This is a genomic window from Rhodococcus sp. PvR099, from assembly GCF_017833315.1.
Lineage (GTDB): Bacteria > Actinomycetota > Actinomycetes > Mycobacteriales > Mycobacteriaceae > Rhodococcus_G > Rhodococcus_G oryzae.
Window position 1 is genome coordinate 2,434,666 of sequence record NZ_JAFIBV010000001.1, and the last position, 13,485, is coordinate 2,448,150.

General features: G+C 70.8%; 10 protein-coding genes. 4 read left to right on the top strand and 6 right to left on the bottom strand.

What is annotated here, in order from left to right; translation table 11 throughout:
* From pruA to JOE46_RS11055, 6 genes are all read right to left on the bottom strand, one after another.
* Positions 1 to 1,644: an L-glutamate gamma-semialdehyde dehydrogenase gene (gene pruA / locus JOE46_RS11030; protein WP_097212553.1), complete on the bottom strand. Its 1,644-nt coding sequence runs from the start codon at positions 1,642 to 1,644 to the stop codon at positions 1 to 3.
* Between the two features lie 105 nt (positions 1,645 to 1,749).
* Entirely contained in the window at positions 1,750 to 2,838 is a 1,089-nt protein-coding gene (gene dapC, locus JOE46_RS11035) for a succinyldiaminopimelate transaminase (RefSeq protein ID WP_097212623.1), read from the bottom strand.
* Between the two features lie 40 nt (positions 2,839 to 2,878).
* Positions 2,879 to 3,202, bottom strand: a complete 324-nt coding sequence (fdxA, locus tag JOE46_RS11040; protein WP_097212554.1) for a ferredoxin — start codon at positions 3,200 to 3,202, stop codon at positions 2,879 to 2,881.
* A 188-nt stretch (positions 3,203 to 3,390) separates the two neighbouring features.
* On the bottom strand, positions 3,391 to 4,203 hold the full coding sequence (locus JOE46_RS11045) for a hypothetical protein (protein ID WP_097212555.1): 813 nt from the start codon (positions 4,201 to 4,203) through the stop codon (positions 3,391 to 3,393).
* Complete coding sequence (locus tag JOE46_RS11050) at positions 4,200 to 6,785, bottom strand: bifunctional FO biosynthesis protein CofGH (RefSeq protein WP_097212624.1); 2,586 nt, start codon at positions 6,783 to 6,785, stop codon at positions 4,200 to 4,202. Before JOE46_RS11050 ends, JOE46_RS11045 begins: the two co-directional genes overlap by 4 nt.
* A 107-nt stretch (positions 6,786 to 6,892) precedes the next feature.
* Positions 6,893 to 7,087 (bottom strand): hypothetical protein, encoded by a 195-nt coding sequence (locus JOE46_RS11055; RefSeq protein ID WP_097212556.1) that lies wholly within the window; start codon positions 7,085 to 7,087, stop codon positions 6,893 to 6,895.
* 153 nt (positions 7,088 to 7,240) lie between these two features.
* Here JOE46_RS11055 and JOE46_RS11060 point away from each other — a divergent pair, with 153 nt between their 5' ends.
* From JOE46_RS11060 to JOE46_RS26420, 4 genes are all read left to right on the top strand, one after another.
* Entirely contained in the window at positions 7,241 to 7,720 is a 480-nt protein-coding gene (locus tag JOE46_RS11060) for a PH domain-containing protein (RefSeq protein WP_097212625.1), read from the top strand.
* Between the two features lie 134 nt (positions 7,721 to 7,854).
* Positions 7,855 to 9,315 carry a PH domain-containing protein gene (locus tag JOE46_RS11065; RefSeq protein WP_209929073.1) on the top strand — a complete coding sequence of 487 codons (1,461 nt, stop codon included), beginning with the start codon at positions 7,855 to 7,857 and terminating at the stop codon, positions 9,313 to 9,315.
* A gap of 33 nt (positions 9,316 to 9,348) precedes the next feature.
* The gene (locus JOE46_RS11070) at positions 9,349 to 12,360 is read left to right on the top strand and encodes a glycoside hydrolase family 38 C-terminal domain-containing protein (protein ID WP_209927227.1); all 3,012 of its coding nucleotides are present in this window, start codon (positions 9,349 to 9,351) and stop codon (positions 12,358 to 12,360) included.
* A 98-nt stretch (positions 12,361 to 12,458) separates the two neighbouring features.
* A complete protein-coding gene (locus JOE46_RS26420) occupies positions 12,459 to 13,457 on the top strand; it encodes an alpha/beta fold hydrolase (RefSeq protein WP_307861277.1) in 999 nt (332 codons plus the stop codon).
* Positions 13,458 to 13,485: the final 28 nt, after the last annotated feature.

A 13,485-nucleotide genomic window follows, 5' to 3' on the forward strand; every position in this document is an offset into this window, starting at 1 on the left:
CTATTCTTCCGGCTCCATGTGCGGATAGCGGTGGTCCGTCGGTGGGACGAAGGTCTCCTTGATGGTCCGGGCGGATGTCCAGCGGAGCAGGTTGATCGGCGAGCCGGCCTTGTCGTTGGTGCCGGACGCGCGGGCCCCACCGAAGGGTTGCTGTCCGACCACGGCACCGGTCGGTTTGTCGTTGACGTAGAAGTTGCCCGCCGCGAATCGCAGTGCCGTGGACGCCTTGTCGACCGCGACCCGGTCGTCCGCGATGATCGATCCGGTGAGCGCGTAGGGAGCACTCGAGTCCACCACCGCGAGCAGGTCCTCGAACGCGCCGGGCTTGTCGTCGTCGTAGACGTGCACCGACAGGATCGGCCCGAAGTACTCGGTGGCGAAGGCCTCGTCGCGCGGATCCCCGGCGAGCAGCACCGTCGGCCGGACGAAGTATCCCTCGCTGTCGTCGTACTTTCCACCGACCGCGACCTGCACCCCGGCGGCGTCCCGCGCCCGCTCGATCGCGGCGACGTTCTTGTCGTAGGCCGCGCGGTCGATGAGTGCCCCTCCGAAGTTCGACAGGTCCGTCACGTCGCCGTAGCTGAGCTGATCGACCTCGGCCAGGAAGGACTCTCCCATCCTGTGCCACACCGACTTCGGGACGTAGGCGCGGGACGCCGCGGAGCACTTCTGGCCCTGGTACTCGAAGGCGCCGCGCACCAGTGCGGTGCTCAGCACCTCGGGATTCGCCGAGGAATGCGCGACCACGAAATCCTTGCCGCCGGTCTCGCCGACCAACCGCGGATAGCCGCGGTACGAGCCGATATTGGCCCCCACCTCCCGCCAGAGATGCTGGAAGGTCCTGGTCGAGCCGGTGAAGTGGATGCCGGCCAGGCGCGGATCGCTCAGCGCCACATCGGAAACCGCGGCGCCCGAGCCGGTGACCAGGTTGATCACGCCCGGCGGCAACCCCGCCTCCTCCAGCAGCCTCATCGTCCAGTAGGCGGCGACGGTCTGCGTGGTCGACGGTTTCCAGACGACGGTGTTGCCCATCAGCGCGGGTGCGGTCGGTAGATTGCCCGCGATGGCGGAGAAATTGAACGGCGTGATCGCGTAGACGAATCCCTCGAGCGGCCGGTACTCGAGCCGGTTCCACACCCCAGGACCGGAGACCGGCTGATCCGCCAGGATCTGCCGGGCGAAGTGCACGTTGAACCGCCAGAAGTCGATCAGCTCGCACGGCGCGTCGATCTCGGCCTGCTGGACCGACTTGGACTGCCCGAGCATGGTCGCGGCGGCCAGCGTCTCCCGCCAGGGACCGGAGAGCAGGTCCGCGGCCCGCAGCAGCACGGCGGCCCGGTCGTCGAAGGACAGGGCCCGCCAGCCGGGCGCGGCGGCGACCGCGGCCTCGATCGCCTCGTCCGCGTCCTCGTGGGTGGCGTTGGTGAGCGTCCCGAGCACGGCCGAATGCCGATGTGGTTGAACGACGTCCACCCGCTCACCGGCGCCCTGCCGGTGTACGCCACCGATCACGTGCGGCAACTCGAGCGGATCCGAGGCCAGCACGGTGAGCTTGGCGGTGAGCAACAGCCGCTCGCGGCTACCCGGTGCGTACGAGTACACCGGTTCGTTGCTGGGCGAAGGAACCCGAGTGACGGCGTCCATGCTGCCTCCTGCCCGCGAGGGGACGCTGCAGGGGCGGTACCCCGGCAACGAGGAACTCCGCCCCCAGGCTAGCGCCGTGGCGGGTCCGCGGCCAGGTAACGAGGGTCAGGCAGTGAGTCGCGTCGCGGCGGCGGCGATCCGCTCGTCGGTCGCGGTGAGCGCGATCCGCACGTGCCGCCTGCTGCCGGGGCCGTAGAAGTCACCGGGCGCGACCAGGATGCCGCGGTCCGCGAACCAGTCCACGGTGTCCCGGCAGGCCTCCTCGCGGGTGGCCCACAGGTACAGGCCGGCCTCCGAGCTGTCGACCGTGAACCCGGCGGCGCGCACGGCGGGCAGCAGCACCTCGCGGCGCGCGCGGTACCGCTCGCGCTGCGCGTTCTCGTGCGCGTCGTCGTTCAGCGCCGCGGTCATCGCGGCCTGCACGGGGAACGGCATGATCATCCCGGCGTGCTTGCGCACCTCGAGCAGTTCCGCGACCAGGGCGGCGTCGCCGGTGATGAAGCCGGCCCGGTAGCTGGCCAGGTTCGAGGTCTTCGACAGCGAGTGCACCGCAAGCAGGCCGGTGTGGTCGCCGTCGCAGACGCGGGGGTCGAGGATCGAGTACGCCTCGGCCTCCCAGGTCAGGCCCAGGTAGCACTCGTCGGAGACGACGATCGCGCCGCGCTGCCGGGCGAAGTCGACGACCTTGCGCAGGTGGTCGATGCCGAGCACCTTGCCGGTCGGGTTCGACGGCGAGTTGATGAAGATCAGCGCCGGGCTCTCGGGGCCGAGCCGCATGGTGCCGTCGGCGCGCAGCACCCTGGCGCCGGCGAGCAGCGCGCCCACCTCGTAGGTGGGGTAGGCGACCTCGGGGATCACGACCAGGTCATCGGCGCCCAACCCCAGCAGACGCGGCAGCCAGGCGATCGCTTCCTTGGTGCCGATCGCGGGCAGCACGGCCGCCGGATCGAGCCCGGTGACCCCGTACCGCCGGGTCAGCGCACCGACCGCGGCCGCGCGCAACTCGGGGGTGCCGTGCGTGGTCGGGTATCCCGGCACCTCCGACACGGAGGCGAGCGCCTCGCGGATCAGCGGGTCCACCGGATCGACAGGCGTGCCGACGGAGAGGTTGACGATCCCGTCGGGGTGGGACTCGGCCTTGGCCTTGGCCTCTGCCAACGAGTCCCAGGGGAAGTCGGGCAGCCCCGCGGACACGGGAACCCGGGTGCGACCGGTCACGGTGGTACCGAGCAACTCAGTGCTCGCCCATCGGCGGCAGCGCCTTGATGAACGGCGGGTCGTAATCGACCTTGCCGAGCTTGGCGGCGCCACCGGGAGATCCGAGCTCGACGAAGAAGTCGACGTTCGCGCTCACGTAGGCGTTCCACTGATCCGGGACGTCGTCTTCGTAGAAGATCGCCTCGACGGGGCAGACGGGCTCGCAGGCGCCGCAGTCCACGCACTCATCGGGGTGGATGTAGAGCATGCGGCCACCCTCGTAGATACAGTCGACAGGGCATTCCTCGATGCACGCCTTGTCGAGAACATCCACGCACGGTTCAGCAATCGTGTAGGGCACTGCTGCTCTCCCTGCCTTTCGTCAAAAACCATCACGCCGGGCGAACCCCCATGTCCGCCCACGAGTTACCAGTATCTCCTCCCCGAGCCGGGCACACCCGCTTAGGGTGCCCTGACCGCCGGATTCGACGCGAAACCGGGGAACACCCACAGACTACTGCGGAGCGGCCCGCGGCACCGGGTCGAAAGTCAGACGCTCGACAGGCCCTGCAAGCCCGATCTGCCCGCCGCCGTCCGCACCGTGTGGCCGTCGATCCAGCGCTGCCCCTGCGCGGCCGCCCGGGCGAGGGCGCCCCGCTCACCGAGGTAGTCCGCCACCGCGCCGACCAGGGGCAGCTTCCCGAGGGTCCGATAGGGCTGGCCCGGCCTCGGCCGCTTCCCGAGCTCGTCGGGGATCGCCCGGAGCATCCGGGAGGTGGTCCACATCGCGCCGAGCAGGGCGAACGGCCGCCAGGACGAACCGGCCTCGGGGGGCGTCGCATCCGGGTGCGCGAGCAGCGTCCTGGCGTCGGTCTGCCTGCGGCAGAGCACCGAGGCGAGCAGATCCACCTGGGCGCTGCGATCGGTGACGCCGAGCTCCCTGGCCACCGCGACCAGCACCAGCGTCTGATTCGCGAACGCCAGCAGGTCCTGGATCGGCAGCCGCCGGACGAGCGGGCCGAACACGCCGGGAAACGCCACCGCGATGGTGTTCAGCGCGCCTAGCCGGGTCACCCACCATCGGGCGCGACGCTCGTCGCTCGCCCGCTCCCACGCCGCGGTGCCGGGCACCTCGGCGACATCGAGCAGCCAGGCCGCCGCGTCGAGCACCTTCTCGAGAACGCCCCCCGTCGCTTCGCTCGTCCCGACGATCGTGCGCTGCTCGGCGGTAGGCGTGAACGTCCTCGCCTTGATCCGCAGCGGATCGGTGCTCATCAGGTCGAGCACCGGGTTGATCCCCCAGGCCGCGCGGTCGAGCACCGCGACGACCCTGCCGTCGCCGATCCGATCCTTCTCGCTCATGCCACTCCCACCCTCTCGGCATAACCTGTCGTGCGCTGCCGGGCCGGGCGTCCGATCCCCTCGGCGATCGCCCGCAGCTCCGCCACCGTCATCTCCGATCCGTGCTGCGAACCGGCCATCCGCGAGATGGTCTCCTCCATCAAGGTGCCGCCCAGGTCGTTGGCGCCACCCTGGAGCATCGCCTGCGTGCCCGCGACCCCGAGCTTGACCCAGCTGGTCTGGATGTTGTGGATCCGCCCGTGCAGCATGATCCGGGCCAGCGCGTGCGCGGCCCGGTTGTCTCGCTGCGTCGGCCCCGGCCTCGACGCCCCCGCCAGGTACAGCGGCGAACTCTGGTGCACGAACGGCAGCAGGACGAACTCGGTGAATCCGCCCGTGCGGTCCTGGATTCCGCGGAGCACGTTGAGGTGCCCCACCCAGTGGTGCGGCTGATCGACGTGTCCGTACATCATCGTCGAGCTGGATCGCAGACCCACCTCGTGCGCGGTGGTGACCACGTCGATCCAGGTGCTCGTCGGCAGCTTGCCCTTGGTGAGCACCCAGCGCACCTCGTCGTCGAGGATCTCCGCCGCGGTGCCGGGGATCGAGTCCAGGCCCGCCGCGCGCAGGTCGGTCAGCCAGTCCCGCACGCTCTGCCCGCCGCGGGAGGCGCCGTTGACGATCTCCATCGGGCTGAAGGCGTGCACGTGCATCGACGGCACCCGCGCCTTGACGGCGCGGACCAGGTCCGCGTAGCCGGTGACGGGCAACTCGGGGTCGATACCGCCCTGCATGCACACCTCGGTGGCCCCGGCGACGTGAGCCTCCCACGCCCGGTCGGCCACCTCGGCGGTGGACAGGGTGAACGCGTCGGCGTCGCCCTTGCGCTGCGCGAAGGCGCAGAACCGGCAGCCGGTGTAGCAGATGTTGGTGAAGTTGATGTTCCTGTTCACCACGTACGTGACGTCGTCGCCCACGGCGTCACGGCGCAGGGCGTCGGCCAGCGCGACCATCGCCTCGAGGCCCTCGCCGTCTGCGGTCGCCAGGGCCCGGTACTCGTCGTCGGTGCAGGCGCCGGGGTCGCGCTCGGCGCTGCGCAGCGCCGCCAGCACCTCGGAGTCGAGCCGCACCGGCGCGCCCTGGTTGGACAGCTCGAGGACCTGTTCGCGGACCGAGTCCCAGTCACCGAACGCGCTGCCGAGGTCGCTGCGGGTCTCGGTGTTGCGGCCCTCGGTGTCGATCGCGGTGTTCAGGTCGATGCGCCCGGCCGACACCCACGCCTCGTCCGGCTCCTGCCAGGGCAGGCCGGTCGGTCGGGTGTCCGGCCTGGCCAGCCCGGTCACCGGGTCGGCGAGGGCCTGGACGTGCGCGGAGATGCGGGGGTCGATCCACGGCGAGCCGGCGAGCACGTACGGCGGCTGCGCGGCCGTCCGCTCGGTGAGGGTGTAGCCCGCCTCGGCGGTGATCGCGGCCAGCGTGTCGAGGTTCGGCCACGGCCGCTCGGGGTTGACGTGGTCCGGGGTGAGCGGCGAGACGCCGCCCCAGTCGTCGACGCCCGCGGCGATCAGGGCGAGGCACTCGTCGGCGGACACCAGGTTCGGCGGCGACTGGATCCGCATGCCGGGCCCGAGCAACAGCCGGGCGACGGCGATGGCGGCCCGGAACTCCTCGATTCCCGCGTCCGGCGCGTCGCGCATCGCGGTGTCGTCCTTGGCCAGGAAGTTCTGGATGATGACTTCCTGGATGTGACCGAACGCCTTGTGCGACTTGCGGATCGCGAGAATGGACTCGGCACGTTCGGTCATCGTCTCGCCGATGCCGACCAGGATGCCGGTGGTGAACGGGACCGAGAGCCTGCCCGCGTCGGTGAGCGTGCGCAACCGCACGGCCGGATCCTTGTCGGGGCTGCCGTAGTGGCATTCGCCCTTCTCGGTGAAGAGCCGGGTGGACGTGGTCTCGAGCATCATGCCCATCGACGGCGCGACCGGCTTGAGCCGTGAGATCTCCTCCCAGCTCATCACGCCCGGGTTCAGGTGCGGCAGCAGTCCGGTCTCCTCGAGCACCCGGATCGACATCGCGCGCACGTAATCCAGGGTGGAGTCGTAGCCCCGGGACTCGAGCCACTCCTGCGCCTCCGGCCACCGCTCCTCGGGCCGGTCACCGAGGGTGAACAGCGCCTCCTTGCAGCCGAGTTCGGCGCCGCGGCGGGCAATGTCGAGCACCTCGTCCGGGTCCAGGTACATCCCCCGGCCCTCGGCCCGCAGCTTGCCGGGGACGGTGACGAACGTGCAGTAATGGCACTTGTCGCGGCACAGCCGGGTCAGCGGGATGAACACCTTGCGCGAGTAGCTGACCGTCTTCGGCCGCCCCGCCGCCTCGAGGCCCGCGTCGCGGACCCGTGCCGCCGAGGTGCACAGATCCTCGAGGTCGGCACCGCGGGCGTGCAGCAGCACCGTCGCCTCGTCGACGTTGAGGGTGGCGCCGTCGCGAGCGCGGCGCAGCGCCCTGCGCATCGCGGACGCCGAAGGGGCCGCCAGACCTGCGGGCGGAGCCGGTGCACCCACCTGCGCGGATCCCGACGGCATCGCGGGATCGGGCAGCATCGCGGGCGTGGTCGAGGGGGCGTCGTCAGTGCTCACGCGTTCGATCATGCGCCATCACCCGTTGGACCTGCCAGGGGGAGGCCTCCCACCGCAGCAAACGCGCCCCGTCACCCGTGCGGATACTCGTCGTCGTCCGGCACGACACGCGCCTGTTCGGCCGCGTCGGCGTCGTTGACCTCGAGCGAGCCGGGCGCCACTTCCGCCGTGGTGTCCGCGTCGTCCTGCTCGACGACAGGTGTCTCCTGCTCGGCGTGGTCGGCCTCGGGGACCTCGGGTCCGGAGGCGGGATCGAATCGGTCCATGGTCGTTCCTTCCCTCGCCTCTCCCAGGCTAACCCTCCCGAGGACCCGTGGGCGTGGGGCGACATCGGCCGAAACCGACGGATGATCGCACTGCGACGGCACCAGATCGGGCAGGCTGGAGAGGTGAGCACTCCCCCGCCCCCCGTCGTCACCATGGCCGACCCCCAGTGGCGACCCAGCACCCGCGCCCCGCAGTTGTGGGCGATCAACGCCGCGCTGATGTGGATCCCGGTCTTCATCGCCCAGATCGTCTGGGGATTCGTCGACGGGCGCTGGACCACGTGGCCGCACGTCGCGGTGTTCGTCGTCAGCCTCGCGGTGGCGGCGACGCACGTCCTTGTCGTCCCGCAGTGGCGGTACCGCGTGCACCGCTGGGAGATCAGCGCCGACGCGGTGTACACGAAGACCGGATGGTTCACCCAGGAGCGCCGCATCGCCCCGATCTCCCGGGTGCAGACGGTCGACACCGAGCGTGGACCGCTCGACCGGATGCTCGGCCTCGCCACGGTCACCGTCACCACCGCCTCGTCCGCGGGTGCGGTCACCATCACCGCGCTCGACCGCGAGGTCGCGGACCGGACCGTCGCGCAGCTCACCGAGATCGCGGGCCGCAACGTCGGGGACGCGACGTGACCGCACCAGGGCATCCTGCCCCTCCGCACTACGCGACACCGCACCCCGCGCCCGGTACCGCCCCACCGGAGGCCTCGGGCGCAGCCGCGTTGGCGGCCGAGCAGGAACAGCCGTGGCTGCGGCTCGACAAGCGGATGTTGCTCGTCCATCCGGTCGACGAGGTCGTCAAACTGCTACCGGTGCTGCTGATCTCACTGGTCGTCGGCACCCAGAGCGGCAACCACACGTTCGGTCTGATCGTCGTCGCCGTCCTGGTGGCGTACGCGCTGCTGCGCTGGTTCACCACCGGTTACCGGATCGGCCCGGTCCACGTGCAGCTGCGCACCGGGGTGTTCCAGAAGAACCTGCTCTCGGTTCCGCGCAACAGGATCCGCTCGGTCGACGTGGAATCCGGTGTACTGCACAGGGTTCTGGGCCTGTCCGTCGTCCGGATCGGCACCGGCCAGCAGTCCGGACACGGCGACTCCAAGAGGTTCGAACTCAACGCGCTCGATTCCGCCCTTGTCCCCGCCCTGCGCGCGGCCCTGCTGGCCGGGCACCGGGAACCGGCGGCGCCCGTCGATGCCGAGGCGGCGCAGCTGGGAGCGGACGCGGGTACCCCGCGCCGAGAAACGGAGATCGCGCACTGGACACCCGCCTGGGTCCGCTACGCACCGTTCTCCGTCACCGGGGTGCTGACGGTGGCCGCCGCGATCGGCCTCGCCTTCCAATACGGGCTCGGCAAGCGGATCGCCGATTCCTCGGCGGTGAGTCGAGGAGTCGACTCCATGCAGCACCTCGGCATCGCCGCCGCCGTCGCGCTCGGGCTGGTCGCGCTCATCGTCGTGGCGAGCGGGCTCTCCTGCGTGCGCTACCTCATCGCGTTCGGCAACCTCCGGGTCACCGACAACGGCAAGGTGCTGCACGTCAGCCACGGCCTGCTCAAGATCAGGCAGACCACCCTGGACAGGGCCCGGCTGCGCGGGACCTCGCTGCGCGAGCCGCTGCTGCTGCGGGCCGCGGGCGGCGCCCACCTCGACGCGATCATGACCGGGATCAGCTCCGGCAAGGGACAGTCCACCCTGCTGATGCCGCAGGCGCCGCGGGCCGAGGCCGAGCGGGTGGCGGCCGTCGTCCTTGGTGGCGACCACTCCCCCGTGGAACTCGCCCCACACGGCCCGGCCGCCAGACGCCGCCGGTACACCCGGGCACTGCTCCCGGTGGCAGCGCTGGCCGTTGCGACCGCGGTCGCGACGGCGCTGGGGGTGCCGCTGGGGTGGCAGGCGTGGGCCGGCCTCGCGGCCCTGGCCGCGGCCGCCACCGCGCTGGCCTGGGACCGCTATCGGGGCCTCGGTCACGCCACGCCGCCCGGATGGCTCATCACCCGCAGCGGCTCGCTGGACCGCAGCCGGGCCAGCCTCGAGGCCGACGGCATCATCGGATGGACCGTGCGGCAGAGCTGGTTCCAGCGGCGCGCCGGCGTCGCCACCGTGGTGGCGGCCACCCCGGCCGGGGCAGGCCACTACGAGGTCCTCGATCTGCCCGCCGACCGCGCCTGGGCCCTGATCGAGACGGTGACCCCTGGCGCGGGGGACATCTGGACCCGCGACACCTGAGCCGATCCCCTCATCGACGCACGGAGGACACCGATGCACGACGATCGCGAAATCGTGGAGGAGCGGCTGCGGCGGTTCGTCGATCAGCGGCTCGGCGGGGCGCTCTACCGGGACACCGTCCCGGCCGAGCTCACGGCGTGGCAGGTGCCGGGCGAGCCGGTGCCTGTCACGGAGGCACTGAGGCAGGAGTTCGCGCCCATCGCGATCGGGACCCGCTGGGGCAGGCCGTGGGGGACGATGTGGCTCCACGTGACCGGGCGCGTGCCGGATCGCTGGCGGGGCCTGGGCGACGACGTCGAGGTGGAGCTGGTGGTCGACCCCGGCTTCACTGGCGGCCCCGGCTTCAACGCCGAGGCGCTCGCCTACCGCCCCGACGGCACCGTCATCAAGGCGATCTCCCCGTTCAACACCCATCTTCCGGTTGATCCGCACCGGCCGGTCGACCTCTACCTCGAGCTGGCCGCGAATCCCGATGTGGCACGGAGTTTCGGCTTCCAGCCCACCGCCCTCGGCGACCTGGACACCGCGGGCGAGGAACCGATCTACCAGCTCCGCCAGGTCGACTTCGCGCTTCGCGACCGCACGGTGTGGGAGCTGACCCAGGACATCGCGGCGCTCAGCGGCCTGATGCATGCGCTGCCGTTCGACCTGCCACGCAGGCACGAGATCCTGCGCGCCCTCGAGCGGATGCTCGACACCGTCGACCCGGACGACATCGCGGGCACCGCCGCCGCCGGCCGCGAGCAACTGCGCGAGGTGCTGGCGCGACCGGCCTACGCCAGCGCGCACAACCTGATCGCCGTCGGGCACGCGCACATCGACTCGGCCTGGCTGTGGCCGGTGCGCGAGACCATCCGAAAGTGCGCCCGCACCTTCTCCAATGTCGTTGCGCTGATGGACGATCACCCGGACTTCCGGTTCGCCTGCTCGTCCGCGCAGCAGCTCGCCTGGGTCAGGGACGGCTATCCGGAGCTGTTCGAACGGATCCGAGACAAGGTCGCGGCCGGCCAGTTCGTCCCGGTCGGCGGCATGTGGGTGGAGGCCGACACCAACATGCCCGGCGGCGAGGCCATGGCGCGGCAGTTCGTTGCGGGCAAGCGGTTCTTCCTCGACGAGTTCGGCGTCGACACCCCAGAGGTCTGGCTGCCCGATTCGTTCGGCTATTCGGCCGCGCTGCCCCAGTTGGTCCGCCTGTCGGGGTCGCAGTACTTCCTCACCCAGAAGATCTCCTGGAACAAGACGAACCGGATGCCGCACCATACCTTTCGATGGGAGGGCATCGACGGCACCCAGGTCTTCACCCACTTCCCCCCGGTGGACAAGTACAACTCGGACCTGTCCGGACACGACCTCGGTCACGCCCAGCGCAACTACCGGGAGCAGGGCGCGGGGACGGTGTCCCTTGTCCCGTTCGGGTGGGGCGACGGCGGCGGCGGGCCGACCCGCGAGATGCTGGCCGCGGCCGAGCGGACCCGTTCGCTCGAGGGCTCACCCACCGTCACGCTGGACTCGCCCGCGAACTTCTTCCGCCGGGCGGAGGCCGAGTACCCCACCCCGCCCGTGTGGTCCGGCGAGCTGTACCTGGAGCTGCACCGCGGGACCTACACCTCGCAGGCCAGGACCAAGCAGGGCAACCGGCGCAGCGAGCACCTCCTGCGCGAGGCGGAACTGTGGGCGACCACGGCCGCCGTGCGAGCCGGCGCGCACTATCCGTACGACGAGCTCGATCGGCTCTGGCATCTGGTGCTGCTGCAGCAGTTCCACGACATCCTGCCGGGCAGCTCCATCGCGTGGGTGCACCGCGACGCCGAACGCAACTACGCCGCCGTCGCGGCCGGTCTGGAGGAGATCATCGCCGACGCGGCGGGAGCACTGACCGGAGCGGGCTCGGCGACCCTCACCCTCAACGCGAGCCCCCAGGCGCGCGACGGTGTGCCCGCGCTCGGCATCGCGACCGCCGTCCCCGAGGCCGCCCCCACCCGGATCACCGGGCGCGGCAAGGGTTTTGTCCTCGACAACGGCCTCGTCCGGGTCACGATCGACCGCGACGGCCTGATCACCTCGCTGACCGATGCCGACACCGGACGCGACGCCATCGCGCCCGGCGCGGTCGGCAACCTGCTCCAGCTGCACCGGGACGTGCCGAACCAGTGGGACGCCTGGGACATCGACGAGTTCTATCGCCACACGGTGACCGACCTGCGGGATCCCGACTCCGTCGATCGTGACGGCGACTCCGTTGTGGTGCGCAGGTCGTTCGGGGACTCGACAATCGTGCAGCGGCTCGAGCTCGCCGCAGGCGCCCGCGCGCTGGAGATCAGCAACGAGATCGACTGGCACGAACGGCAGAAGCTGCTCAAGCTGGCCTTCCCGTTCGACGTGCACGCCGACCGCAGCGCCGCGGAGACACAGTTCGGCCACGTCTTCCGGCCGACGCACTCCAACACGTCCTGGGACTTCGCGAAGTTCGAGATCTGCGCGCACCGCTGGGTGCACGTCGGTGAGCCCGGGTACGGCGTCGCGGTGGCCAACGACGCCACCTACGGCCACGACATCGGACGCTCCGCCCGGCAGGACGGCGGCAGCACCACGACGGTGCGTCTGTCGCTAGTGCGCGCGCCGCTGTACCCCGACCCGACCTCCGATCAGGGCGCACACACGTTGCGGGTCTCCGTCCGGCCGGGTGCCACGATCGGCGACGCCGTCGCCGAGGGCTATCGGATCAACCTGCCGCCGCGCACGATCACGGGCGGCGCGCCGGTCGAACCGCTCCTGCGGGTGTCGAATCCCGCGGTGGTGGTGGAGGCCGTCAAGCTCGCCGAGGACCGCGGCGGCGACGTCGTGGTCCGGCTGTACGAATCCACCGGCGCCAGATCGACCGCGCTGATCGACGTGGACTTCCCGCACGCGGGCGTCGAGACGGTCGACCTGCTCGAACGGCCGGTGGCCGCCCCCACCGGCGCGACGGTCGACGGCGACGCGATCACGGTGACGCTGAGGCCGTTCCAGGTGCTGACGCTCAGAGTGCGAGCGGCGGCAGACTGACCGAAGAGGGCATTCTCCTGCGCCGACCCCGTCGGGGGTGTTACAGATGACGGCTGCACTGTCTCGCATTTCCCGCACCCAGCCCCAGGAGTACTCATGTGAACGACCGGCTCCGCGCGGTCGCGACGAGCGTCGCAACCGTCGCACTGTTCGCCCTCACCACCGCGATCCTCCCGTCGGCGACGGCGTCCGCCCAGTCCTCGATGACGGGTTCGGCCGCGGAGCCCGAACAGGGACTGCTCGCGGGCGCGAACGACTGGGAATGTGAGCCGTCGCCGGAGCACCCTCGACCGGTCGTGCTCGTGCACGGCACCGGCAGGAGCATGCAGGAGAGCTGGGGCAACACGGAGAACCCGAGCGACCAGGGCCCGCTGATCAAGCCGCTCAAGGACGATGGGTACTGCGTCTTCGCGCTGAACTACGGCTTCGCCCCCTCACTCTTCCTCGGCCCGACCCCCATCCCGGCGGGCCGGGACTGGTGGGGACACGCGGCGATCGAGGACGCGGCCGTCGAACTGGCCGAGTTCGTCGACAAGGTTCGGACGGAAACCGGTTCCGCGCAGGTCGACGTCGTCGGGCACTCGCAGGGCGGCACCGTGACCCGGCAGTACCTCCGGTTCGCCGGCGGGGCGGACCAGCAGAACCCCGCGAACAGCAAGGTTCACACCCTGGTCATGCTCGCGCCGTCCACCCACGGGACGAGCTACCGCGACCAGTACCCGACCGTGGAGGCGGCCAGGGCAGCGGGCGCCTCGAAGTCCTCGCAGCAGCAGATCATCGGATCGGAATTCCTGGCCACACTCAACGCAGGCCAGGAGACGTTCCCGGGGATCGACTACACCGTCATCGCATCGAAAACGGACCGGACCATCACCCCGTACACGGGGTCGTTCCTCGACGCCGCCCCCGGACCGTCCCTCCGCAATGTGTACGTGCAGGACGAGTGCCAGAACCAGGACCTCTTTGTCGGGCACTCCAGGAAGAGCTTCGACACCGGCCCGAATCCGCAGGTCGGGCTCCTCGAACACCCCGCTCCGGTCTTCCTCGCGCGCAAGGCGCTCGATCCGAACCTCCAGGGCACGATTCCCTGCTCCTGACGGGCCCGGACCACGCGCGGGTACCGTC